We start from the raw sequence: 23,266 nt of genomic DNA, 5'->3' as shown, positions 1-23,266 counted from the left end.
CAACAAATGGCGACAAAGTCGCGGTTGGTTTACACGTTTGAACGCATAATCTGAATGTACCGTCGCTGCCCCGGGTGTCAATGGGTTCCATTGCCGAGGAATGCCTTGCCTGTCAGCCATGCATCGCCCATGACCATTGCCGCCGCCCAGCTCGGACTTACCCTCGCCGCATGCACGCCGATCTTTGCGGCGCTTGGCGAGATTGCGCGCCAGCAGATCCTGCTGCTGCTGACCGAGCATGGCGAACTCAACGTCAACCAGCTGACCGAACGGCTGCCGCTGTCGCGGCCGGCGATCTCGCACCATCTCAAGGTGCTGCGCCAGGCCGGACTGGTGCGGGTGCGCCGGGCCGGGGTCGAGAACCACTACGGACTGGCGATCGACGATGCGATCGCGCTGCTTGATCGCTTCGTCGCCGAGCTCAAGCGCTGCGACTGAGTGGGCGCACGCTCAAGCCGGCATCGGCAGCCGGAACTTGCTCCGGCTGTAGGTGAGATCGCTAGGGGTTGCCGCGTAGAGAGGCACCCCTAGGGCGCTTCTAGAATCGTCGCGCCGCGCCCGCTGGCGCGCCTTCATCGGCTCGGCGCCGCCCTGCGCGCGCCGCCTGCCATCCAACCGCGAAGCGTCCCATGTCCGCCCTTCTGAGACTTTCCGCGCTGGTCGACTCGTTCAACGAGCTGATCGGCAAGCTGATCCGCTGGCTCGTGCTGGCGGCGGTGCTGATCAGCGCCGGCAACGCCATCATCCGCAAGATATTCAACATCAGCTCCAACGCCTGGCTCGAGATCCAGTGGTACCTGTTCGCCGCCGTGTTCCTGCTCGGCGCCGGCTATGCCTTCCTGCGCAACGTGCACGTGCGCATCGACTTCGTCTCGTCCAAGCTCAGCAAGCGCACCAACGCGATCATCGACTCGCTCGGCATCGTCGTGTTCCTGATCCCGCTGTGCCTGATCATGATCAACCTCAGCTGGCCGCTGTTCACCAACGCCTGGCATTCGGGCGAGATGTCGCAGAACGCCGGCGGCCTGATCCGCTGGCCGGCCTACCTGCTGATGCCGCTGGGCTTCGCGATCCTGCTGGCGCAGGCGGTCTCGGAGCTGATCAAGCGCATCGCCTTCCTGCGGGGCCACATCCCCGAGCCCATCAGCGTCGAGTCAGGCAAATCCGATGAAGAACTGCTCGCCGAAGAGCTGGCCGCCGAGGCCGAACGCCACCAACAGGCCATCGCGGTGCACGACCGCGCGGCCAAGCTGAACGGGGACAAGTGATGGAAGCCTCGTTCCTTGCCCAGAACTTCGTCCCGCTGATGTTCGCGGGGCTGTTCCTCTTCCTGCTCTCGGGCATCCCGGTCGCCTTCGGTCTGGCCGCCACCGGCCTGCTGTTTGGCTTCATCGGCATGGAAGCCGGCATGTTCGGCTCCAACCTGTTCCAGGCGCTGCCGCTGCGGGTGTTCGGCATCATGCAGAACGACACCTTGCTCGCGATTCCCTTCTTCACCTTCATGGGCATCATCCTCGAGCGCTCCGGCATGGCCGAGGACCTGCTCGAGACGGTGGGCCAGGTCTTCGGCCCGGTGCGCGGCGGCCTGGCGATCGCGGTGATCCTGGTCGGCGCGCTGCTCGCCGCCACCACCGGCGTGGTCGCCGCGGCGGTGATCAGCATGGGCCTGATCTCGCTGCCGATCATGCTGCGCTACGGCTACAACCGCACGATCGCCACCGGCACCATCACCGCCAGCGGCACGCTGGCGCAGGCGATCCCGCCGTCGCTGGTGCTGATCGTGCTGGCCGACCAGCTCGGCCGCTCGGTCGGCGACATGTACGCCGGCGCGCTGATCCCGGGCCTGATGCTCGTCGGCATCTACCTCGCCTTCATCGCCGTGATCGCCTTTGTCAAGCCGCACTGGGTGCCGGCGCTGCCGCAGGAGGCACGCATCTACCGCGAGGCCAACGGCGCCAGCGGCCACCGTTCGCTGCTGGTGCTGCTGCTGATCTGCACCGTGGTCGGCATAGCGTGGTCCAAGATTCACCAGGGCATCATCAATCCGCTGATCGGGCGCGAGCTGCCGGCGCCGGGCGACGAGATCTTCATCCTGTCGATGACGGTCGCCTCGCTGCTGGCGCTGGCACTGGCGATCGTCAACAGCGTGTTCAAGTTCGGCCTGCTGTCCAAGCTGGCCGAGCGCGTGACCTTCGTGCTGATCCCGCCGCTGGTGCTGATCTTCCTGGTGCTCGGCACGATCTTCCTCGGCATCGCGACGCCGACCGAAGGCGGCGCGATGGGCGCGCTCGGCGCGCTGATCATGGCGATCAGCCGCGGCAGGCTGAAGGGAACGCTGCTGGTGCAGGCGCTGGACAACACGGCCAAGCTCTCGTGCTTCGTGCTGTTCATCCTGATCGGCTCGACGATCTTCAGCTTCACCTTCAATGCCGCCGACGGCCACATCTGGGTCGAGCACCTGTTCGACAAGATGCCGGGCGGCGCGCTGGGCTTCCTGATCGTCGTCAACATCCTGGTCTTCATCCTCGGCTGCTTCATCGACTTCTTCGAGATCGCCTTCATCGTGATCCCCATCCTGGTGCCGGTGGCCGAGAAGCTGCTGCCCGGCCTGCTGCCGCCCGGCACCCCGCCCGAGATGGTGCTGATCTGGTTCGGCGTGATCCTCGCGATGAACCTGCAGACCTCGTTCCTGACGCCACCCTTCGGCTTTGCGCTGTTCTACCTGCGCAGCGTCGCGGCCAAGAAGGACTACAAGGACCGCGTCACCGGCGAGACCATCCCGGCGGTGCAGACCTCGCAGATCTATAAGGGCTCGATCGCCTTCATCTGCCTGCAGCTGGTGATGGTCGTGGCAGTGATCGCCTGGCCGACGCTGGTGACCGGCGGCATCGAGAAGACGGTGCAGATCGACGCCGACAAGGCGCTGCAGCAACTGCAGATGGACGACAAGGCCGAGAAGCCCGACCCCTTCATGCCATCACCGGGCGGTGACGGCGCCTCGGCGCCGGCAACCGCGCCGGCGGCACCGGCCTCGGCCGAGAAGGAAGATCCGATGAAGGGCCTGCTCGAGTCGATGAGCCGGGACGCCAAGAAGCCCTGATCTGCGGGCCAGCGGCGTGCTGCGGCACGCCGCCACGCGCACCCATGAAAAAGCCCCGCCGCGGCGGGGCTTTTGCTTTTGCCGGCCAGGCCCGTCAGGGGCCCGGCGCGGGGCTCAGAGCTTCTGCTGCTGCATGAAGTCGTCGAAGCCGGCTTCGGTGAAGCGGAACCAGAGGTTCTGGTCGCGCCGGAAGTTCGAGTAGTCCTCGTAGATCTTCTTCCAGGCCGGGTTGCTGGCGTTGAGCTCGGCGTAGACCTCCATCGCCGCCTTGAACGAGGCGTCCATCACGTCCTTCGGGAAGCGATGCAGCTTGGTGCCCGAGCCGACCAGGGTCTTCAGCGCGGCCGGGTTGCGGCCGTCGTACTTGGCCTGCATGTCGACATGCGCGAGCGCGGCGGCGTTCTCGATGACCGCCTTGTACTCGGCCGACAGCCCCTCGTAGGCCTTGCTGTTGACGTACAGCGAGAGCTGCGGGCCACCTTCCCACCAGCCGGGGTAGTGATAGTGAGGCGCGACCTTGAAGAAGCCGAGCTTGAGGTCGTCGTAGGGACCGACCCATTCGGCGGCGTCGATAGTGCCCTTCTCGAGCGCCTGGTAGATCTCGCCGCCGGGGATGTTCTGCGGCACCGCGCCGACGCGCTCGAGCACCTTGCCGCCGAAGCCGCCGATGCGCATCTTCAGGCCCTTCATGTCGGCAATCGACGTGATCGGCTTGCGGAACCAGCCGCCCATCTGGGCACCGGTGTTGCCCATCGGGAAGTTGACGATGTTGGACTTGGCGTAGAACTCACGCAGCAGCTTGAGGCCATTGCCCTCGTACATCCAGGCCGTCATCTGGCGGCTGTTGAGGCCGAAGGGAATGGCGCAATCGAGCGCGTAGGTCGGGTCCTTGCCGAAGAAGTAGTAGGGCGCCGTGTGCGCGCATTCGACGGTGGCGTTGGAAACGCCATCGAGCACGCCGAAGGCCGGCATCAGCTCGCCGCCGGCATGCACCGAGATGACGAACTTGCCGCCGGTCAGCGCGCTGACCTGGCGCGAGAACTCTTCGGCCGCACCGAAGATGGTGTCGAGCGATTTCGGGAAGCTGGAAGCCAGGCGCCAGCGGATCGTGGCCTGGGCATTGACCACCGCCGGTGCGGCACCGGCAGCGAGCACCCCGGCCAAACCGGCATGCCTGACAAACGAACGACGTTGCATTGATGAGTCTCCTCAGTGGAACAGCGTGACACGCCGCGCAGATTCTAGGGACGCGTCCCTAGCCGCCGTTGCGGGTTTTCCCACGGCGAAATTGCGTAGGGAGTGGCCGCAACAAGCGGCCCGCGCGGGCCTAGCTGCCGGCGACCTTCATGCGCTCGATGAGCACCGAACCGACGCTCTTGCTGCCAAGCGTGTAGACGTCGGCGCCGACCGCGGTCATCTGCATGAACATCTCGCGCAAGTTGCCTGCGATCGTGATCTCGTGCACCGGGTACTGGATCGCGCCGTTCTCGACCCAGTAGCCGGCGGCGCCGCGCGAGTAGTCGCCGGTGACGTAGTTCACGCCCTGGCCCATCAGCTCGGTGACGAAGAGGCCGCGGCCGAGCTTCTTGAGCATCGCGTCGAGATCGTCGCCGGGTCGCGTCTGGCGGCTGGTCAGCGCCAGGTTCTGCGAGCCGCCGGCATGGCCGGTGGTGCGCAGGCCGAGCTTGCGCGCCGAGTAGGTGGAGAGGAAGTAGCTCTGTACGACGCCACCCTCGAGCACCTTGCGCGCCTGGGTGCGCACGCCCTCGTCGTCGAAGGGCGCGCTGCCCTTGGCCTTGGGAATGTGCGGATCTTCCTGGATGTCGATGTGGGCCGGCAGCACCTGGGTGCCGAGGCTGTCGAGCAGGAAGCTGGCCTTGCGGTAGAGCGCGCCGCCGCTGGTGGCCTGCACGTAGGCGCCGAGCAGGCCGGCGGCCAGCGGCGACTCGAACAGCACCGGCACTTCGCAGGTAGCAATCTTGCGGGCCTTCAGGCGTGCCAGCGCACGCTCGGCGGCGTAGCGGCCGATGGCCTCGGGCGCAGCGAGGTCGGCCGCCGAGCGCATCGAGCTGTACCAGCTGTCGCGCTGCATGTCCCTGCCGCGGCCGGCGATCGGCGCCACCGACACCGAATGGCGCGAACTGGCGTAGCCGCCGCTGAAGCCGCGCGTGCTGCCGGCCCAGAAATGCGAGGCCTGGGCCGAGACCCCGGCGCCTTCGGAATTGGTGATGCGGCGATCGAGCGAGAGCGCGGCCTCTTCGCAGCGCAGCGCGATGCGCATCGCGGCATCGGCGTCGATGGCCCAGGGGTGGAACAGGTCGAGCTCGCGCGTGGCCTCGGCGCCCTTGGCGAGGTCGGCCTCGTCGGGCAGGCCGGCGGCCGGGTCCTCTGCGGTGAAGCGGGCGATGTCGTAGGCCGCCTTCACGGTCTGCTCGATCGCCGCCTTGGAAAAGTCGGAGGTGCTCGCATTGCCGCGCCGTTGGCCGAGGTAGACGCTGATGCCGAGCGACTTGTCGCGGTTGCGCTCGACCGTCTCGACCTCGCCCTTGCGCACCGAAACCGACAGCCCGGCCCCCTCGCTGACTTCGGCGGCGGCGTCGCTGGCACCGAGGCGCCTGGCGACGGCCAGAGCATCGGCGATCAGTTCCTGGAATTGGGCGGGGGTATGGGCGAAGCCGGAGGACGGACGGGTCATGAACCTATGATATCGGGCCGATACGAACCGAACCCCGAACGTGAGCCCGCGCCGCCCTTCCGTCCCGCTTGAACAAGAACCCGACGCCGAAGTCGATGACGGCGTCGACGAGAACGGCTACAGCCGCCCGAGCAAGAGCCAGCTCAAGCGCGAGTCGCACGAGTTGCAGGAGCTGGGCGAGGCGCTGCTCGAGCTGCCGGCCAACCGCGTCGACGACCTCGATCTCTCCGACCGCCTGCGCGAGGTGATTGCCGACGCGCACCGCGTCAAGACCCACGAGGGCCGCCGGCGCCAGCTGCAACTGCTCGGCAAGCTGATGCGCGGCATCGACCCGCAGCCGATCCGCGAGGCGGTGGCCTCGTTCCGGCTCGGCCATGCGCGCAACGCGCTGGCGCTGCACCAGGTCGAGGTCTGGCGCAGCGACCTCATCGCCAACGACTCGGCGATCACGCGCTGGATCGGCCAGTACCCGCAAAGCGACGTGCAGCAGTTGCGCCAGCTGCTGCGCGCGGCACGGCGCGACGTGCAACCGGACGCCGCGCCCGGCCTTGCGCAGCGCCAGCAGCGCGCCTATCGCGAGCTGTTCCAGTGGTTGCGTGCGGTGCTCGAGGCGGAATCGAACGACGAAGAAGAACAGTCGCACGAGCGCGACAACCGCGACGACGAGATCAATGACTGAACCGACACATGAGCCGGTGCGCATCGGCCTGGTCTCGATCAGCGACCGCGCCTCCAGCGGCGTCTATGCCGACCAGGGCATCCCGGCCCTGCAGGGCTGGCTGGCGCAGGCGCTGAAGAATCCGATCGAGTTCGTGACGCGGCTGATTCCCGACGAACGTCCCGGCATTGCCGCCGCGCTGCGCGAGCTGGTCGATGACGAACACTGCGACCTGGTGCTGACCACAGGCGGCACCGGTCCGGCGCCGCGCGACGTGACACCCGAGGCCACGCTCGATGTGGCCGACAAGGAGATGCCGGGCTTTGGCGAGCAGATGCGGCAGATCAGCCTGAGGTTCGTGCCGACCGCGATCCTGTCGCGTCAGGTCGCGGTGATCCGCGCCAAGGCGTTGATCATCAACCTGCCGGGGCAACCCAAGGCGATTGCGGAGACGCTGCAGGGGCTGCCGGATGCGCAGCCGCCGGCGCCCGGCATCTTTGCCGCGGTGCCGTACTGCATCGACCTGATCGGCGGCCCCTACCTCGAGACCCGCGACGAGTTCTGCAAGGCCTTCAGGCCGAAGTCGGCCGTGCGGCCGGTGCGCGGCTGAAGCACCGAAGCTGGCTCACTTCACCAGCCGATTCAGCCCCTCGGCATCGAAGCTCTCGGTGGTCTGCGCGTCGTCGGGCACGCAATCGGCGGCCGGCAGCTCGCGCGTGCGGGTCGAGAGCTTCTCGATCGCCTGCCACAGCAACGCGATCTGGTGCTCGTGGCCCGAGGCGTTATCGATCAGCCCCTTCATCGCCTGCGCCACCGGGTCGTCGCCCTGCGTCACGCCGTAGGCCGAAAAGCCCATCTTGGCGGCGGCCGCCTCGCGCTGGGCCTCGCCCTCGGCTTCGATGATGCGGGCCGGGTTGCCGACCGCGGTGGCACCCGGCGGCACCGCCTTGGTCACCACTGCGTTGGAGCCCACGCGCGCGCCGGCGCCGACCGTGAAGCCGCCGAGCACCGCCGCGTTGGCGCCGACCACCACGCCGCGCTCCAGCGTCGGGTGCCGCTTGGCGCCCTTGACCAGCGTGGTGCCGCCGAGCGTGACGCCCTGGTAGATCGTGCAGTCGTCATGCACCTCGGCCATCTCGCCGATGACGACGCCCATGCCATGGTCGATGAAGACCCGACGCCCGATCTGCGCGCCGGGGTGGATCTCGATGCCGGTGAAGAAGCGCCCCAGGTGCGAGAGGAAGCGCCCGAGCCCATGCCAGCCCGAGGTCCAGCAGGCGCGCGCGGCACGGTGGATCAGCAGCGCATGCAGGCCCGGGTAACAGAACAGCACCTCGGCACGGCCGCGCGCGGCGGGGTCGCGTTCGAGGATGGTGTCGATGTCTTCGCGCAGGCGGGTGAACATTTCAGGCGTTCGGAGGCAGGGTCAGGCTTTCAGTGTAGCCAGCACCCCGGCCGCGACGCCGTCGCGGTCTTGCGGTTTCAACGCGGTGTCAGCGGCAGCCAACCCTGCATCAGCCGGCGCGCGCTGCGCCGCACCTCGCTGGCGACCATGATCCAGCGGCCGTCGCGCTGCGCGAGCTCGGCGCCGAGGGCCATGCGGCCGCTGGCGTGGGCGAAGCGCAACTCGCCGGCGCCGTCGCCGACGATCTCGTGCACCACCGAGCCCGGCAGCCGCGCCGCCACCGCCAGCGCGATCGCCCCGGTGCCGGTGAAGGCGTGGTGCAGGCGACCCATCGACAGGATGCGCGCGGACAGCTCGCCGTCGGCGCCGCGGCCGACCCAGGCGATCTTGGGCGTGGCCGGGCGATCGCGCGTGGCCTGTTCGGCGCTGGTCGCCAGCCCCATCGCCACCGCACCGGCGGCGCGGATCGCTTCGAGCCGGGCCAGCAGCTCGGCGTCGGCGTCGATGCGCGGCGCGGCCTCGCTTGCGTCCAGGCCGAGGTCGACGGCACGCACGATCACGCTCGGATTGCCGGCGGTCAGCAGCGTGGCCTCGATCGTCGTGCCGTCGGGCAGCGCGAGGCGATCGAGCACGCGCCCGCTCGGCAGCAACGGCAGGCCGCCCTGCGGCTCGAAGTAGCGCAGGCCGATCTCGACGCTGGCGAACGGCACGCCGTCCTCGGCGAAGGCACCGCGCTCCTCGGGACGGCCATCGGCGTCGAGCGCGAAGCGGGCGTCGATGCGCTGCTGCAGATTGAGTTGCCACAGGCGCAGCGTCGTCGTCGAGCCGCCGGGTTGCGCCAGGCCGAGCCACAGCGCCGCCGGACCGACCGCGGCGCTCAGGTTGCCGCAGTTGCCGCTGGCGTCGATGCGGCCGCCGGCGATGTCGACCTGGCCGAACCAGTAGTCGATGTCGGCGTCGCCGCGCGTCGAGCGCGACAGCAGCACCACCTTGCTGGTGCTCGAGGTGGCGCCGCCCACGCCGTCGGTCTGGCGGCCGTAGGGGTCGGGGCTGCCGAGCAGGCGTGCCAGCAGCGCGTCGCGTGCCTGCGGATCGTCGCCGGCGACCGCGCGCACGTCTTCGGCGCGCAGGAACAGGCCCTTGCTGGTACCGCCGCGCATCCAGACGGCGTCGAGTCCTCTTTTCATTTCGCCGATGTCTCCAGCATCGCCTTGGCGATGCCGCGCAGCAGGTGCACTTCCTCCTGCGTCAGCCCGGCACGATTGAAGAGCTGGTTCAGGCGCGGCATGAGCTTCTTCGGCGCGGCCGGGTCGAGGTAGCCGATGTGCTCGAGCCCGTGCCGCCAGTGCTCGAGCAGGCCCTGCACCGCGGCGCCGTCGGCGAGTTGCGGCTCGGACCTGCGTTCGGTCACGTCAAAACCACCGAGTGCCTGCCGCCATTCCCACGCGACGAGCTGGATCGCCTGCGCGAGGTTCAGCGAGCCGTAGTCGGGCGCGGTCGGAATGCTGAGCACCGCATGGCAGCGGTAGACGTCCTCGTTGGCGAGACCGTAGCGCTCGGAGCCGAACACGAAGCCGACGCTGGCCTCGCCAGCCGCCACGCCCGGCAGCCAGTCGCGCGGCGAGTGGGTCGGTGGGCCGAAGTCGCGCGGCGTCATCGCGGTGGCGCAGGCGATGTGCACGCCCTCCAGCGCCTCGGCCAGCGTCTCCACCACCCTCGCCCGCACCAGGATGTCGGCCGCGCCGCTGGCCAGTGCGACGGTTTCCTCCTGCACCAGCACGTCGGGAAAGCGCGGCCGCACCAACACCAGATCGGAAAAGCCCATCACCTTCATCGCCCGCGCGGCCGAGCCGACGTTGCCCGGATGGCTGGTGCCGACGAGGATGAAACGGGTGCGGTCCGACACGAGTGCGTAGCCTAGGGTTTGCCCGGGCGGGCAGGTAGAATCGCGATTATCGAGGTGGCCCGTTTGCGCGATCATTTGCGCCGCACCGGACAGCTCGACAGCGGCCACCTCGGGCCGCTTGCTCTTTGTCCCCGCCAGCCGCCCTTCCCCTCTATCGACCGAGCCGTCTCGCCATGTCGCAGTCCCTGCATCCCATGCTCAACGTCGCCATCAAGGCGGCCCGCGCAGCCGGCGCGCTCATCAACCGGGCGGCACTCGACATCGAGCGGGTCCAGGTCACCGCCAAGTCGCACAACGACTTTGTGACCGAGATCGACCATGCAGCCGAGCAGGCGGTCATCGAAACCCTGCTCGAGGCCTATCCCGGCCACGGCATCCTGGCCGAGGAGTCGGGCCGCGAGCATGGCGCGCGCGACAGCGACTACGTCTGGATCATCGATCCGCTCGACGGCACCACCAACTTCATCCACGGCTTCCCGGTCTACGCGGTCTCGATCGCGCTGGCCTACCGCGGCCAGGTGCAACAGGCGGTGGTCTTCGACCCCAGCCGCAACGACCTGTTCTTCGCCTCCAAGGGCCGCGGCGCCTTCCTCAACGATCGCCGCATCCGCGTCTCCAAGCGCACCCGCCTGCTCGAGTCGCTGGTCGGTACCGGCTTCCCGTTCCGCAAGGGCGACAACTTCAAGCGCTACATGAAGATGTTCGAGGAGGTCAGCACCGCCTGTGCCGGCCTGCGCCGCCCGGGCGCGGCCTCGCTCGACCTCTGCTATGTCGCGGCCGGCTGGTACGACGGCTTCTTCGAGACCGGCCTGCAGCCCTGGGACTGCGCGGCGGGTTCGCTGATCATCACCGAGGCCGGTGGCCTGGTCGGCAACTTCACCGGCGAGTCCGACTACCTGCACCAGCGCGAGCTGGTGGCGGGCAACCCGAAGGTGTACGCCCAACTGGTCGGCATCCTCGCGCCCTACAGCAAGGTGATCAAGGAAGAGGACGAGAGCAAGCCGGCTGACACCGGTGGCGCCTCGGCCGAAGCCGCCATCACGCCCGAGGCTGCGTTCACGGCCACGCTCGGCGCTGGCATCGAGGAAGCGCCGGCCCTGGCGATCACGCCCAAGCCGGCGGCCAGGAAGGCGCCGCTGCGCATCCGCAAGACCGACGGCAACGCGCTGTCCTGAGGGCCGGCGTCAGCATGGCGGCCGTGCCGAGTGCGCCCGCGGGCGCCGCAACCGAGTTCGCCGGCCACACGCCGGTGATGCAGCAATACCTGCGGCTCAAGGCCGAACATCCGGACACGCTGCTGCTGTTCCGGATGGGCGACTTCTACGAGGTCTTCTTCGACGACGCGCGGCGCGCCAATCGCCTGCTCGACATCACGCTGACCGCGCGCGGCAACAGCGGCGGCGAGCCGATCCCGATGGCCGGTGTGCCGGTGCAGGCGCTCGAGAACTACCTCGGCAAGCTGATCCGCCTGGGCGAGTCGGTCGCGATCGCCGAGCAGGTCGGCGACGTCGCCACCGCCAAGGGGCCGGTCGAGCGCAAGGTGGTGCGCGTGGTCACGCCCGGCACCGTGACCGACAGCGAACTGCTCGACGAACGGCGCGAGACGCTGCTGGTCGCATTGCACCGCCAGCGCTCAACGCTGGGCCTGGCCTGGCTCGGCCTGGCCAGCGGCCGGCTCGGCATCACCGAATGCGGCGAGCGCGAACTGGCCGGCTGGTTATCTCGGCTGAATCCGGCCGAGTTGCTGGTCAGCGCCGAGTCGGATCTGTCGCCGCTGGCGCAGTCGGCGATCGCGGCGCAGGGCGTCGCGCCCACTCGCCGGCCGGCCTGGTCCTTCGACGCCGCTTTAGGCCTGCGCAAGCTCTGCGCACAGCTCGGCGTGCAGAACCTGCAAGGCTTCAACGCGCAGGAGCTGGCGGTCGCGCAGGGAGCGGCGGCGGCACTGCTGAGCTATGCCGAACACACCCAGGGCGGCGGTACGCCGCATGCCGACCGGCTCGAAGTGGCGCGCGCCAGCGAGCTGATCGATCTGCCGCCATCGACGCTGCGCAACCTCGAGTTGACGCAGACGCTGCGCGGCGAGAGCTCGCCCACCCTGCTCTCGCTGCTCGACAGCTGCCAGACCGGCATGGGCAGCCGTGCGCTGCGCCACTGGCTCACCCATCCACTGCGAGATCGCGCCGCCGCGCGCGCCCGCCACGACGCGATCGAGGTGCTACAGGACAGCGGCTTCGATGCGATCCGCAACGCGCTGCGCGGCGTCAGCGACATCGAGCGCAGCAGCTCGCGGGTGGCGCTGCGCCAGGTGCGCCCGCGCGAACTGGCCGGACTGCGCAGCACGCTGCAGGCACTGCCGGCGCTGCGCTCCACGTTGCCCGGCCCCGGCAGTGCGACGCTGCTCGACTCGCTGCATGACGCGCTTACCCCGCCGATCGAGATCGAGGCGCTGCTCACGCGCGCCGTCGCCGACGAACCGGCCGTGATGCTGCGCGACGGCGGCGTCATCGCCACCGGCTTCGATGCCGAGCTCGACGAGCTGCGTGCGATCCAGAACAACTGCGACGCATTCCTGCTCGATCTCGAAGCGCGCGAGCGCGCCCGCAGCGGCATCGCCAACCTGCGCGTGCAATACAACAAGGTGCACGGCTTCTACATCGAGGTCACCGCCGGCCAGGCGGCCAAGGTGCCGGCCGACTACCAGCGCCGCCAGACGCTGAAGAACGCCGAGCGCTTCATCACGCCCGAGCTCAAGGCCTTCGAGGACAAGGCGCTGTCGGCGCAGGACCGCGCGCTGGCGCGCGAGAAGTGGCTGTTCGAGCAGCTGCTCGACGCGCTGCAGCCGCATGTGCCGACGCTGTCGGCGCTGGCGCGGGCGCTGGCCCAGATCGACGTGCTGGCGGCACTGGCCGAGCGCGCCGCGACACTGGCCTGGTGCCGGCCCGAGTTCGTCAGCCAGCCCTGCATCGAGATCGAGCGCGGCCGCCACCCGGTGGTCGAGGCGCGCCTGGCGGAAACCGGTGCCGGCCCCTTCATGGCCAACGACTGCAGCCTCGACGCCAAGACGCGGATGCTCGTCATCACCGGCCCCAACATGGGCGGCAAGAGCACCTTCATGCGCCAGGTGGCGCTGGCGGTGCTGCTGGCCTCGATGGGCTCGTTCGTTCCGGCGGCGAGTTGCCGGCTCGGGCCGATCGACGCGATCCACACCCGCATCGGCGCCGCCGACGACCTGGCCAACGCGCAGTCGACCTTCATGCTCGAGATGACCGAGGCCGCCGCGATCCTGCATGGCGCCGGCGAGCACTCGCTGGTGCTGATGGACGAGATCGGCCGTGGCACCTCGACCTTCGACGGCCTCGCGCTGGCCGGCAGCATCGCGACCCATCTGCACGACAGGAGCCGTGCCTTCACGCTGTTCGCGACCCACTACTTCGAGCTGACCGCCTTTCCCGAGAAGCACGAGCGCGCGATCAACGTGCATGTCAGCGCGGTCGAGTCGCATGGCAGCGGCGGAGACGACATCGTCTTCCTGCACGAGATCCAACCCGGCCCGGCCAGCCGCAGCTACGGCGTGCAGGTCGCGCGCCTGGCCGGCATGCCGGCAGCAGTGTTGCGGCAGGCCCGGGCCACGCTCGAGGCGCTGGAGACCCAGCAACGCGAGCGCGAGGCCCAGATCGACCTGTTCGCGGCACCGCCCGAGCCGGCGCCTTCGCTGCCGAGCGAGAACCCGGTCACGGCGGCGCTGGCGGCGATCGATCCGGACGCGCTGAGCCCGCGCGAGGCGCTCGAGGCGTTGTATCGTCTGAAGGTCCTAGGGTCTATCGATACATGAATCACCCCTGCGTGGCACCCCAGAGCGGGCGCAATCTAGGCGCCAAGCGGAGCCGGGTTGGACACCCGGCGAGCATTGGCAACAACGAGTGCGCCCGCTCTGGGGTGCCACCCGAAGGGCCGGGCCTGCAAGGGGTGCCCCGCGTCGTTGCAGCCCTTGGTCGGGGGACCCACCCCGACCCGCGGCCTGCGCCTAGCGCTGCACCCCTTGCAGGCCCGGCGCAGGGGCGATTCATGTGTCGATAGACCCTTTGGCCACCCGCAACTGATCGCGCTTTCCCTTCATGACCTATTGCGTCGCGATGCGGCTCAACGCCGGCCTCGTCTTCCTCTCAGACTCGCGCACCAACGCCGGGCTCGACCAGATCTCGACCTTCCGCAAGATGACGGTCTACGAGAAGGCCGGCGACCGCGTGCTGGTGCTGCTGACGGCCGGCAACCTGGCGATCACGCAGTCGGTCAAGCAGTTGCTGGCGACCCAGACCATCGAGAGCGATGGCGGGCCGGTCTCGATCTGGAGCGCGAGCTCGATGTTCGAGGTGGCGCGCATCGTCGGTGCCGCGGTGCGCACCGTGCACGCGCGCGATGCCGCCGCGCTCAAGGACCATGGCATCGAGTTCAACGGCAACTTCGTGATCGGCGGCCAGATCGGCGCCGAGCCGATGCGGCTGTTCCATGTCTACGCGGCCGGCAACTTCGTCGAGGCCGGGGTCGACGGCGTCTGCTACTTCCAGATCGGCGAGAGCAAGTACGGCAAGCCGGTGATCGACCGCGTGGTCACGCCCGACACGCCGCTCGACGAGGCCGCCAAGTGCGCGCTGGTGTCGATGGATTCGACGCTCAAGTCCAACATCAGCGTCGGCCTGCCGCTGGACCTGCTGGTCTACGAGGCCGGCACGCTCAAGGTCGATCGCGTCGTGCAGATCGACGAGAGCAACGCCTACTTCCGCATGATCCGCGCCTCCTGGGGCCGGCGCCTGCGCGAGGTCTTCGATTCGCTGCCGGCGCCCACCTGGCATGGCGAGACGAGCGAATACCCGCTGACACCACCGGTGGCCGCGCCGGCCGTCGGCGCACCCAACGCCGGCTCGCCGCTGCCGCCGGTCAGCGTAGTGCGGGCGCCGCAAGGCTGATGTGCCCAAAGCCTGAGCGGACGAGCCGCGACGCACCGCTGATCGTCTTCTCGCACGCCAACGGCTTTGCCGCCGGCACCTACGCCACGCTGTTCGCGCGCTGGCGCGCCGCCGGCTTCGAGGTGCAGGCGATCGAGCGCTTCGGCCACGACCCGCGCTACCCGGTCACGAGCAACTGGCCGCACCTGAGCCGGCAGCTGGCCGAGTTCATCGAGCAACAGGGCCGGGGGCCGGCCTGGCTGGTCGGCCACTCGCTGGGCGGCTACCTGAGCCTGCTGACCGCGCTGCGCCAGCCGCAGCTGGCGCGCGGCGTGGTGCTGCTCGACTCGCCGGTGCTCGACGGCTGGAGGGCGCGCGCGGTGCAACTGGCCAAGGCGACCGGCTGGATCGGCGAGCTCTCGCCGGCCAAGGTCTCGCGCCGCCGGCGCGAACGCTGGGCCAGCGTGGCCGAGAAGCTGCACCACTTCGAATCGAAGCCGGCCTTCGCCCGCTGGGATCCGCAGGTGCTGGCCGACTACGTGGCCACCGCCAGCGTCGGCGACGACGGCTCGCAGCAACTCGGCTTCGAGCGCGCGGTCGAGACCGCGATCTACAACACGCTGCCGCACCAGCTCGGCCGGCTGGCGCGGCGGCGGCCGCCGCAATGCCCGGTCGCCTTCATCGGCGGCTCGATCTCCAAGGAGGTCGAGCAGGTCGGCCTGAGCGCCACCCGGCGCATCGCCCGCGGCCGCATGAGCCGGGTCGAGGGTTCGCACCTGTTCCCGATGGAGCGGCCGGTCGTGGCCGCCGACGCGGTGCTGGCGGCGATTGCCACCATGGGCGCGGACCCCGCGCCCGTATAATTTGGCTTTACCACCGAAGCGTTCCTGGCCGCGCCCTCGCGCCCGGACACGCGGCACGACATGACCAAATTCGTCTTCGTCACCGGCGGAGTGGTGTCCTCGCTTGGCAAGGGCATCGCGTCGGCCTCGCTGGCGGCCATCCTCGAGTCGCGCGGCCTCAAGGTCACCCTCATCAAGCTGGATCCGTACCTCAACGTCGATCCGGGCACGATGTCGCCGTTCCAGCATGGCGAGGTCTTCGTCACCGACGACGGCGCCGAGACCGACCTCGACCTCGGCCACTACGAGCGCTTCATCACCACGCGGATGAAGCGCACCAACAACTTCACGACCGGCCAGATCTACAAGTCGGTGCTCGAGAAGGAACGCCGCGGCGACTACCTCGGCAAGACGGTGCAGGTGATCCCGCACGTCACCAACGAAATCCAGGCCTTCGTCAAGCGCGGCGCCGGACTCGGCGCCGGGTCCGGCGACGATGCCAAGGGTCTTGACGGCCCCGATGCCGTCGACGTCGCGATCGTCGAGATCGGCGGCACGGTCGGCGACATCGAGTCGCTGCCCTTCCTCGAAGCGGTGCGCCAGATGGCGCTCAAGCTCGGCCCCAACAACGCCGCCTTCGTGCACCTGACCTACGTGCCGTGGATCGCCGCCGCCGGCGAGCTCAAGACCAAGCCGACCCAGCACACGGTGCAGAAGATGCGCGAGATCGGCATCCAGCCCGACGCGCTGCTGTGCCGCGCCGACCGCCGCATTCCCGAGGAAGAGCGCGAGAAGATCTCGCTGTTCACCAACGTCGCCGAGTGGGGCGTGATCTCGATGTGGGACGTCGACACCATCTACAAGGTGCCCCGCATGCTGCACGAACAGGGCCTCGACGGCCTGGTCTGCGACAAGCTGCGCCTGGCCACGCCGCCGGCCAATCTCAAGCGCTGGGACGAGCTGGTGGCCGCGGTCGAGCACCCGAAGCATTCGGTGAAGATCGCGATGGTCGGCAAGTACACCGACCTGTCGGACTCCTACAAGTCGCTCAACGAGGCGCTGCGCCACGCCGGCATCCACAACCAGGCGCGCGTGAACATCGAGTACCTCGACTCCGAGACGCTCGATGCCTCCAACATTGGCCAGCTCGCGGGCTTCGACGCGATCCTGGTGCCGGGCGGCTTTGGCAAGCGCGGCATCGAGGGCAAGATCCTGGCCGCGCGCTACGCCCGCGAGCACAAGGTGCCCTACCTCGGCATCTGCCTCGGCATGCAGGTCGCGACCATCGAGTACGCGCGCCACATGGCGGGCCTGAATGGTGCCAACAGCACCGAGTTCGATGACCAGACGCCGCACCCGGTGATCGCGCTGATCGACGAGTGGCAGGACGCCGACGGCTCGATCCAGAAGCGCGATGCCAGTTCCGACCTCGGCGGCACGATGCGCCTGGGCGCGCAGAGTTCCGACGTCAAGCCCGGCACGCTGGCGCACCAGATCTACGGCGACGTGGTGACCGAGCGCCACCGCCACCGCTACGAGGCCAACGAGCATTACCTGCCGCGGCTGCAGGAGGCCGGCCTGGTGATCAGCGCGATCACGCAGCGCGAGAAGCTGACCGAGATGGTCGAGCTGCCGACCGCGGTGCACCCGTGGTACGTGGGCGTGCAGTTCCACCCGGAATTCAAGTCCACGCCCTGGGGCGGCCATCCGCTGTTCAGCGGCTACATCAAGGCGGCGCTCGAGCACCAGGCGCGGCTACGTGCCGACGTGCCGGCCGCGGCCTGATTTCTCGTTCCGAAAGGTGGTCCCGAATGAAGTTGTGCGGCTTTGACGTGATCGACGGACGGCGAAAGAGGGGCCCCACCGAAGGTGGGGATCGCAGCCGGGAGCCGATCGGCCCCGCGTCACAACAGGAGATGGCATGAAACTCTGCGGCTTCGAAGTGGGCCTCGACAAGCCCTTCTTCCTGATCTCCGGCCCCTGCGTGGTCGAGAGCGAGCAGTTGCAGATGGACGTGGCCGGTCGCCTGAAGGAGATCACCGGCAAGCTCGGCATCCCGTTCATCTTCAAGAGCAGCTACGACAAGGCCAACCGCAGCAGCGGCACCTCGTTCCGCGGCCCCGGCATGGACAAGGGCCTGCAGATCCTGGCCAAGGTGCGCAAGGAGCTCGGCGTGCCGGTGCTGACTGACGTCCACACCGAGGCCGAGGTGCCCTACGTGGCCTCGGTGGTCGACGTGCTGCAGACCCCGGCCTTCCTCGCCCGCCAGACCGACTTCATCCGCGCGGTGGCGCAGAGCGGACGCCCGGTCAACATCAAGAAGGGCCAGTTCCTCGCGCCGCACGACATGAAGCACGTGATCCAGAAGGCACGTGACGCCGCGCGCGAGAAGGGCCTGCCGGACGACGTGTTCATGGCCTGCGAACGCGGCGCCAGCTTCGGCTACAACAACCTGGTCTCCGACATGCGCTCGCTGGCGATCATGCGCGAGACCGGCGCGCCGGTGGTCTTCGACGCCACCCACAGCGTGCAACTGCCGGGCGGCCAGGGCACCAGTTCCGGAGGCCAGCGCGAGTTCGTGCCGGTGCTGTCGCGCGCCGCGATCGGCGTCGGTATCTCCGGCATCTTCATGGAGACGCACCCCGACCCGGCCAACGCGATGAGCGACGGCCCCAACGCGGTGCCGCTCAAGCACATGGCGGCGCTGCTGGAGCAACTGGTCGCGCTGGACCGCGTGGTCAAGACCCAGCCGCTGCTCGAGAACGACTTCTCCTGCTGAGCCCAGATTCCAATAACTTTCGAGGTAGTTACTGAATGAGCGCCATCGTCGACATCGTCGGTAGAGAGATCCTGGACAGCCGTGGCAACCCCACCGTCGAATGCGACGTACTACTGGAGTCCGGTGTGATGGGCCGCGCCGCGGTGCCGAGCGGCGCCTCGACCGGTTCGCGCGAGGCCATCGAGCTGCGTGACGGCGACAAGGGCCGCTACCTCGGCAAGGGCGTGATGCGCGCCGTCGAGCACATCAACACCGAGATCTCCGAGGCCGTGCTCGGCCTCGATGCCTCCGAGCAGGCCTTCCTCGACAAGACGCTGATCGACCTCGACGGCACCGACAACAAGGGCCGCCTCGGCGCCAACGCGATGCTGGCGGTCTCGATGGCGGTGGCACGCGCCGCGGCCGAAGAATCGGGCCTGCCGCTCTACCGCTACTTCGGCGGCATGGGCGCGGTGCAGATGCCGGTGCCGATGATGAACGTCATCAACGGCGGCGCACACGCCAACAACAACCTCGACCTGCAGGAGCTGATGATCATCCCCGTGGGCGCGCCGAGCTTCCGCGAGGCGGTGCGCTGGGGCGCCGAGGTGTTCCATGCGCTCAAGAAGATCCTGCACGACAAGGGCATGAGCACCGCGGTCGGCGACGAGGGTGGCTTCGCGCCCAGCGTTGCCAGCCACGAGGCGGCGATCCAGCTGATCCTGGAGGCGATCGACAAGGCCGGCTACACCGCCGGTACCCAGATCGCGCTCGGCCTGGACTGCGCCGCCAGCGAGTTCTACAAGGAAGCGGCCAACGGCTCCAAGGCCTACGTGCTCTCCGGCGAAGGCCTGACGCTGTCGGCGCAGGAATGGACCGGCATCCTCGCCAGCTGGGTCGACAAGTACCCGATCATCAGCATCGAGGACGGCATGGCCGAGGGCGACTGGGACGGCTGGAAGCACCTGACCGAAGTGCTCGGCGCCAAGGTGCAACTGGTCGGCGACGACCTGTTCGTCACCAACACCAAGATCCTGCAGGAAGGCATCGACAAGCGCATCGCCAACTCGATCCTGATCAAGATCAACCAGATCGGCACCCTGACCGAGACCTTCGCCGCGATCGAGATGGCCAAGCGTGCCGGCTACACCGCCGTCATCAGCCACCGCTCGGGCGAGACCGAGGACAGCACGATCGCCGACATCGCGGTCGGCACCAACGCCGGCCAGATCAAGACCGGCTCGATGTCCCGCTCCGACCGCATCGCCAAGTACAACCAGCTGCTGCGCATCGAGGAGGACCTCGGCGAGATCGCGGTCTACCCGGGCCGCGCCGCGTTCTACAACCTGCGCTGATTCGGCTCGTAGCGCCGCCCATGCGCATCGTCACGCTGATCCTCATCGCGCTGATCGCGCTGGTGCAGGTGGAGTTGTGGTTCGGCAAGGGCGGCATGTTGCGCGTAACCGGGCTGCGCACGCAGCTCGCCGAGCAGCAGGCCAGGAACGACAAGGCGCAGGCGCGCAACGCCCGGCTCAACGCCGAGGTGCACGATCTGCAGGAAGGGCTCGAGATGGTCGAGGAGAAGGCGCGCGCCGAACTCGGCATGGTCAAGCCCGACGAGATCGTCGTTCACGTGAGTCCGCGCAAGTAGGCTCGCATCGCCGCGCCTGCGGCGCAATCAAAGCTCCATGCTCGAAACGCTCAGCGCCTGGCTCGGCGCGCCCGCCTTCACGCTCGCCGGCTATGCCGCCAGCCGTGCCGAACTGATCGCCGCGCTGCTCGGGGTCTGGATGGTGGTCTGCAACATCCGCGTCAATCCGCTCGCCTGGCCGCTGGCGATCACCAGCTCGGCGCTGTACGCGCTGGTGTTCCATGCCGCCGGACTGCATGGCAATGCCTGGCTGCAGGGCCTGTTCATCGTGGTCGCGCTGTGGGGCTGGTGGCAATGGTTGCGCGGCGCCGGAGCCGACGGTGCTGCGCTGCGCGTCGGCAGGCTCGGCGCGCGCGCGCGGCTGCTGGCGCTGCTCGGCTGGCTGCTGCTGTGGCCGTTGCTGCTGGTGGCGCTGAACGACGAGTTCAACCCGGTCACCGCGGCCGATGCCTTCACGGCCTCGGGCAGCGTGATCGGCCAGTTGCTGCTGGCCCGCAAGCGGCTCGAGAACTGGTGGACCTGGATCGCCGTCAACACGGTCGGCATCGTGCTGTTCGCCAGCCAGCAGTTGTGGCTCACCGTCGCGCTATACCTGCTGTTCCTCGTGATGGCGATTGCCGGCGCTCGCGCCTGGCGGCGCCTGGCGGCGGCATGACGGCAAGGGTCGTCGCGCTGCTCGGTGCCGAGAGCACCGGCAAGACCACGCTGGCGCAGGAACTGGCCGGCGTGCTGCGTGGACGCGGCGTCGCGGTGGCGGTCGTCGCCGAGTACCTGCGCGAGTTCTGCGATGCCAACGGCCGCACGCCCACACCCGCCGAGCAGCACCAGATCGCCGCCGAGCAGGCGGCCCGCATCGAGGCAGCGGCCGCCGCGCACGCCTTCGTGATCGCCGACACCACGCCGGTGATGACCGCCGTCTACAGCGACTTCGTGTTCGGCGACCGCGCGCTCTACGCGTCCGCGCTGGCCTGGCAGCGGCGTCAGGTGGCGCTCACCCTCGTCACCGGTCTCGACCTGCCCTGGCGGGCCGACGGCCTGCAGCGCGACGGGCCGCAGGTGCGGGTGCCGGTCGACGCGCTGCTTCGTGATGCGCTTGCTGGCGCCGGCATCGGCCATGCCACGATCTACGGCAGCGGCGCGGCGCGCACGGCTGCGGCGCTGGCCGCGCTGGCGCCGCTGCTCGGCGGCCTCGAGTCGACCGGCGACGCGCGCAGCGCCGTCGACGGCGCTCCCTTCACCCGCTGGCGCGCCCGCTGCGCGGAATGCCTGCAGCCCGACTGCGAACATCTCGCGCGGCTGCTGCCCGAACTGCCCCGAACACCATGAGCACCGACGACCCGAGTTCCTCCCCGCCGCCCGAGCGACCGCAGCGCCGCATCCGCAGCTTCGTGCTGCGCGCCGGCCGCATGGGCTCGGGCCAGGTCCGCGCGCTGGCCGAACTAGGCCCGCGCTTCGTGCTGCCCTACGCCGCCGCCCCGATCGACGCCGCCGCGGTGTTCGGCCGCCAGGCTCCGGTGGTGCTCGAGATCGGCTTCGGCATGGGCCAGGCCACCGCGCAGATCGCGGCCACGCGGCCCGACACCGACTTCATCGGCATCGAGGTCCATGAGCCGGGCGTCGGCGCGCTGCTCAAAACCATCGGCGAGCAGGGGCTGGCGAACCTGCGCCTGATCCAGCATGACGCGGTCGAGGTGCTCGAACACATGATCGCGCCGGCCTCGCTGGACGGCATCCACGTCTTCTTTCCCGACCCCTGGCACAAGAAGAAGCACAACAAGCGGCGCCTGATCCAGCCGGCGCTGGTGGCGCTACTGGCCTCGCGCCTCAGGCCGGGCGGCGTGCTGCATTGCGCGACCGACTGGGAGGACTACGCGGTGCAGATGCTCGAGGTGCTGTCGGCCGAGCCGCTGTTGGCCAACAGCGCCGAGGGCTACGCGCCGCGGCCGGACTATCGGCCGTTGACGAAGTTCGAGAACCGGGGAATCAAGCTCGGGCACGGGGTGTGGGACCTCGTGTTCCTGCGGAAGGGCTGAGTTCTTGCGCTGCGCTTGGGCCTAGGCTGCCGCCGGCTGCGCTGGCTGCCCTTGCGAGGGCGCGCCGGGAGTTCGCCCCGGCGGGCGAGTAACTTTCTTCTGCTGGCCCAGAAGAAAGTCACCAAAGAAGAGGGCCCAACACGATTTGGCCGTAGCAAGGAAGCAAGGCTCCTGCGTGTTCATAGGTGAACGACTGCTCTCGCGAGCTGGGCAGAGAAGGTACGGTAAAGCGCTGCTCGCCGGTCCCACGAAGCGATCGAGCAAGATCGCATTGGGGTCCTTTCTTTGGTGACTTTCTTTGGACCAGCAAAGAAAGTTACCCGGCCGCCGGGCCGGGACCCGGCGCGTCCTGACACGGTCAGTCAGCGCAACGGCGGCAGCTGCAGCAAAGGAAGACTCAGCCCCGCCAGTCAACCCACCCGCGCCAATCGCTCAGCAACACCAGCCCGCCGAACACGATCCGGTACCAGGCGAAGACCGTGAAGTCGTGGGTCGAGACATAGCGGATCAGCCAGCGGATGCAGAGCAGCGCGCTGAAGAACGCGAACACCAGGCCGATGGCGAATACAGGCGCGTCGGCCCAGCTCAGCAGCGCGCGCTGCTTCCAGACGGAGTAGGCGCCGGCGCCCATCAGCGTCGGGATGCCGAGATAGAAGCTGAACTCGGCGGCGGCCTTGCGCGAGAAGCCGAACACCATGCCGCCGATGATCGTGGCGCCCGAGCGGCTGGTGCCGGGGATCAGCGCCAGGCACTGCATCAGGCCGACTTTGAGGGCGTCGAGCGTCGTCATGTCGTCGACCGTCTCCACCCGCGCGTGGTAGCGGCCGCCGAGGTCGTGCTCGCCGAAGGCCGCATGGTGGCGGCGCTCGACCAGCAGGATGATCAGGCCGCCGACCACGAAGGCCAGCGCCACCGGCACCGGGTGGAAGAGCGTTTCCTTGATCAGGCCGCCGAGCGCCAGGCCGAACACGACCGAGGGGATGAAGGCGACCAGCACGTTGCGCGCAAAGCGCTGTGCCACCGGATCGTGACCGAGGCCGCGGACCGTGCGCCCGAGGCGCTCGCGGTACTCCCAGATCACGGCGAACATCGCGCCGGTCTGGATCGCGATCTCGAAGACCTTGACCATCTCGCCGGTGAAATTCAGCAGCGAGCCGGTGAGGATCAGGTGACCGGTGCTGGAGATCGGCAGGAACTCGGTGAATCCCTCGACCAGGCCCATGATCGCGGCCTTGAGCCACAGGGCCAACGTTTCGCTCACCAAGACAGACGCTC

At 68.8% G+C, this 23,266-nt stretch carries 22 protein-coding genes; 16 read left to right on the top strand and 6 right to left on the bottom strand.

Features of this window, described 5'->3' with window-relative positions; genetic code table 11:
* Positions 1–129 precede the first annotated feature (129 nt).
* The 3 genes from EV670_RS10570 to EV670_RS10560 all read left to right on the top strand — a co-directional run bounded on the left by EV670_RS10570 (position 130) and on the right by EV670_RS10560 (position 3,100).
* On the top strand, positions 130–438 hold the full coding sequence (locus EV670_RS10570) for an ArsR/SmtB family transcription factor (protein ID WP_130431838.1): 309 nt from the start codon (positions 130–132) through the stop codon (positions 436–438).
* Positions 439–629: 191 nt separating this feature from the next.
* Entirely contained in the window at positions 630–1,268 is a 639-nt protein-coding gene (locus EV670_RS10565) for a TRAP transporter small permease subunit (protein ID WP_130431836.1), read from the top strand.
* Positions 1,268–3,100, top strand: a complete 1,833-nt coding sequence (locus EV670_RS10560; protein WP_130431834.1) for a TRAP transporter large permease — start codon at positions 1,268–1,270, stop codon at positions 3,098–3,100. The genes EV670_RS10565 and EV670_RS10560 overlap by 1 nt, the downstream gene beginning before the upstream one ends.
* 114 nt (positions 3,101–3,214) lie before the next feature.
* Here EV670_RS10560 and EV670_RS10555 read toward each other — a convergent pair whose 3' ends face one another.
* Both EV670_RS10555 and pmbA read right to left on the bottom strand, forming a co-directional pair.
* Positions 3,215–4,297 (bottom strand): TRAP transporter substrate-binding protein, encoded by a 1,083-nt coding sequence (locus EV670_RS10555; RefSeq protein WP_130431832.1) that lies wholly within the window; start codon positions 4,295–4,297, stop codon positions 3,215–3,217.
* A gap of 130 nt (positions 4,298–4,427) precedes the next feature.
* Entirely contained in the window at positions 4,428–5,795 is a 1,368-nt protein-coding gene (pmbA, locus tag EV670_RS10550; protein ID WP_130431830.1) for a metalloprotease PmbA, read from the bottom strand.
* A 40-nt stretch (positions 5,796–5,835) separates the two neighbouring features.
* Between pmbA and yjgA the strand changes: the two genes are divergently transcribed.
* Positions 5,836–6,474, top strand: coding sequence for a ribosome biogenesis factor YjgA (gene yjgA / locus EV670_RS10545; RefSeq protein WP_130431828.1), 639 nt, complete (start codon positions 5,836–5,838; stop codon positions 6,472–6,474).
* Positions 6,467–7,063, top strand: a complete 597-nt coding sequence (gene mog, locus EV670_RS10540) for a molybdopterin adenylyltransferase (protein WP_130431826.1) — start codon at positions 6,467–6,469, stop codon at positions 7,061–7,063. Before yjgA ends, mog begins: the two co-directional genes overlap by 8 nt.
* Positions 7,064–7,078: 15 nt before the next feature.
* Here mog and cysE read toward each other — a convergent pair whose 3' ends face one another.
* The 3 genes from cysE to EV670_RS10525 form a co-directional block, all read right to left on the bottom strand.
* The gene (gene cysE / locus EV670_RS10535) at positions 7,079–7,858 is read right to left on the bottom strand and encodes a serine O-acetyltransferase (protein ID WP_130431824.1); all 780 of its coding nucleotides are present in this window, start codon (positions 7,856–7,858) and stop codon (positions 7,079–7,081) included.
* Between the two features lie 77 nt (positions 7,859–7,935).
* Positions 7,936–9,045, bottom strand: a complete 1,110-nt coding sequence (locus EV670_RS10530; protein ID WP_207225052.1) for a PrpF domain-containing protein — start codon at positions 9,043–9,045, stop codon at positions 7,936–7,938.
* Complete coding sequence (locus EV670_RS10525; RefSeq protein ID WP_242616949.1) at positions 9,042–9,764, bottom strand: RNA methyltransferase; 723 nt, start codon at positions 9,762–9,764, stop codon at positions 9,042–9,044. The genes EV670_RS10530 and EV670_RS10525 overlap by 4 nt, the downstream gene beginning before the upstream one ends.
* A 173-nt stretch (positions 9,765–9,937) precedes the next feature.
* Between EV670_RS10525 and EV670_RS10520 the strand changes: the two genes are divergently transcribed.
* From EV670_RS10520 to trmB, 11 genes are all read left to right on the top strand, one after another.
* Positions 9,938–10,939, top strand: coding sequence for an inositol monophosphatase family protein (locus tag EV670_RS10520; protein ID WP_130431823.1), 1,002 nt, complete (start codon positions 9,938–9,940; stop codon positions 10,937–10,939).
* Positions 10,940–10,953: 14 nt separating this feature from the next.
* A complete protein-coding gene (gene mutS / locus EV670_RS10515) occupies positions 10,954–13,596 on the top strand; it encodes a DNA mismatch repair protein MutS (protein WP_130431822.1) in 2,643 nt (880 codons plus the stop codon).
* Positions 13,597–13,879: 283 nt separating this feature from the next.
* Positions 13,880–14,728: a proteasome-type protease gene (locus tag EV670_RS10510; protein WP_242616918.1), complete on the top strand. Its 849-nt coding sequence runs from the start codon at positions 13,880–13,882 to the stop codon at positions 14,726–14,728.
* The gene (locus EV670_RS10505; protein WP_130431821.1) at positions 14,728–15,570 is read left to right on the top strand and encodes an alpha/beta fold hydrolase; all 843 of its coding nucleotides are present in this window, start codon (positions 14,728–14,730) and stop codon (positions 15,568–15,570) included. Before EV670_RS10510 ends, EV670_RS10505 begins: the two co-directional genes overlap by 1 nt.
* A 60-nt stretch (positions 15,571–15,630) precedes the next feature.
* Positions 15,631–17,334: a CTP synthase gene (locus tag EV670_RS10500; protein WP_130431820.1), complete on the top strand. Its 1,704-nt coding sequence runs from the start codon at positions 15,631–15,633 to the stop codon at positions 17,332–17,334.
* 136 nt (positions 17,335–17,470) lie between these two features.
* Positions 17,471–18,328 (top strand): 3-deoxy-8-phosphooctulonate synthase, encoded by an 858-nt coding sequence (gene kdsA, locus EV670_RS10495; RefSeq protein ID WP_130431819.1) that lies wholly within the window; start codon positions 17,471–17,473, stop codon positions 18,326–18,328.
* Positions 18,329–18,363: 35 nt separating this feature from the next.
* The gene (gene eno, locus EV670_RS10490) at positions 18,364–19,662 is read left to right on the top strand and encodes a phosphopyruvate hydratase (RefSeq protein WP_130431818.1); all 1,299 of its coding nucleotides are present in this window, start codon (positions 18,364–18,366) and stop codon (positions 19,660–19,662) included.
* A 20-nt stretch (positions 19,663–19,682) separates the two neighbouring features.
* Positions 19,683–19,958: a cell division protein FtsB gene (ftsB, locus tag EV670_RS10485; RefSeq protein WP_130431817.1), complete on the top strand. Its 276-nt coding sequence runs from the start codon at positions 19,683–19,685 to the stop codon at positions 19,956–19,958.
* A gap of 37 nt (positions 19,959–19,995) precedes the next feature.
* Positions 19,996–20,613, top strand: a complete 618-nt coding sequence (gene pnuC / locus EV670_RS10480) for a nicotinamide riboside transporter PnuC (RefSeq protein ID WP_130431816.1) — start codon at positions 19,996–19,998, stop codon at positions 20,611–20,613.
* Positions 20,610–21,284: an AAA family ATPase gene (locus EV670_RS10475; RefSeq protein WP_130431815.1), complete on the top strand. Its 675-nt coding sequence runs from the start codon at positions 20,610–20,612 to the stop codon at positions 21,282–21,284. The genes pnuC and EV670_RS10475 overlap by 4 nt, the downstream gene beginning before the upstream one ends.
* Positions 21,281–21,991, top strand: a complete 711-nt coding sequence (trmB, locus tag EV670_RS10470; RefSeq protein ID WP_242616917.1) for a tRNA (guanosine(46)-N7)-methyltransferase TrmB — start codon at positions 21,281–21,283, stop codon at positions 21,989–21,991. The genes EV670_RS10475 and trmB overlap by 4 nt, the downstream gene beginning before the upstream one ends.
* Before the next feature lie 397 nt (positions 21,992–22,388).
* Here the strand turns inward: trmB and EV670_RS10465 are convergent, their stop codons facing one another.
* Positions 22,389–23,252 (bottom strand): undecaprenyl-diphosphate phosphatase, encoded by an 864-nt coding sequence (locus tag EV670_RS10465; RefSeq protein WP_165393296.1) that lies wholly within the window; start codon positions 23,250–23,252, stop codon positions 22,389–22,391.
* Positions 23,253–23,266: the final 14 nt, after the last annotated feature.

This window comes from Rivibacter subsaxonicus, assembly GCF_004217215.1.
Taxonomy (GTDB): Bacteria; Pseudomonadota; Gammaproteobacteria; order Burkholderiales; family Burkholderiaceae_C; genus Rivibacter; species Rivibacter subsaxonicus.
The sequence above is the reverse complement of the archived record's forward strand: the minus strand, read 5'-3'. Positions and strand labels throughout refer to the sequence as shown.

Bases quoted from the DNA above. Each gene is read 5' to 3' on its own strand.
- EV670_RS10570 (WP_130431838.1), top strand. From the start codon at position 130: ATGACCATTGCCGCCGCCCAGCTCGGACTTACCCTCGCCGCATGCACG.
- EV670_RS10565 (WP_130431836.1), top strand. From the start codon at position 630: ATGTCCGCCCTTCTGAGACTTTCCGCGCTGGTCGACTCGTTCAACGAG.
- EV670_RS10560 (WP_130431834.1), top strand. From the start codon at position 1,268: ATGGAAGCCTCGTTCCTTGCCCAGAACTTCGTCCCGCTGATGTTCGCG.
- EV670_RS10555 (WP_130431832.1), bottom strand. From the start codon at position 4,297: ATGCAACGTCGTTCGTTTGTCAGGCATGCCGGTTTGGCCGGGGTGCTC.
- pmbA (WP_130431830.1), bottom strand. From the start codon at position 5,795: ATGACCCGTCCGTCCTCCGGCTTCGCCCATACCCCCGCCCAATTCCAG.
- mog (WP_130431826.1), top strand. From the start codon at position 6,467: ATGACTGAACCGACACATGAGCCGGTGCGCATCGGCCTGGTCTCGATC.
- cysE (WP_130431824.1), bottom strand. From the start codon at position 7,858: ATGTTCACCCGCCTGCGCGAAGACATCGACACCATCCTCGAACGCGAC.
- EV670_RS10530 (WP_207225052.1), bottom strand. From the start codon at position 9,045: ATGAAAAGAGGACTCGACGCCGTCTGGATGCGCGGCGGTACCAGCAAG.
- EV670_RS10520 (WP_130431823.1), top strand. From the start codon at position 9,938: ATGTCGCAGTCCCTGCATCCCATGCTCAACGTCGCCATCAAGGCGGCC.
- mutS (WP_130431822.1), top strand. From the start codon at position 10,954: ATGGCGGCCGTGCCGAGTGCGCCCGCGGGCGCCGCAACCGAGTTCGCC.
- EV670_RS10510 (WP_242616918.1), top strand. From the start codon at position 13,880: ATGACCTATTGCGTCGCGATGCGGCTCAACGCCGGCCTCGTCTTCCTC.
- EV670_RS10505 (WP_130431821.1), top strand. From the start codon at position 14,728: ATGTGCCCAAAGCCTGAGCGGACGAGCCGCGACGCACCGCTGATCGTC.
- EV670_RS10500 (WP_130431820.1), top strand. From the start codon at position 15,631: ATGACCAAATTCGTCTTCGTCACCGGCGGAGTGGTGTCCTCGCTTGGC.
- kdsA (WP_130431819.1), top strand. From the start codon at position 17,471: ATGAAACTCTGCGGCTTCGAAGTGGGCCTCGACAAGCCCTTCTTCCTG.
- eno (WP_130431818.1), top strand. From the start codon at position 18,364: ATGAGCGCCATCGTCGACATCGTCGGTAGAGAGATCCTGGACAGCCGT.
- ftsB (WP_130431817.1), top strand. From the start codon at position 19,683: ATGCGCATCGTCACGCTGATCCTCATCGCGCTGATCGCGCTGGTGCAG.
- pnuC (WP_130431816.1), top strand. From the start codon at position 19,996: ATGCTCGAAACGCTCAGCGCCTGGCTCGGCGCGCCCGCCTTCACGCTC.
- EV670_RS10475 (WP_130431815.1), top strand. From the start codon at position 20,610: ATGACGGCAAGGGTCGTCGCGCTGCTCGGTGCCGAGAGCACCGGCAAG.
- trmB (WP_242616917.1), top strand. From the start codon at position 21,281: ATGAGCACCGACGACCCGAGTTCCTCCCCGCCGCCCGAGCGACCGCAG.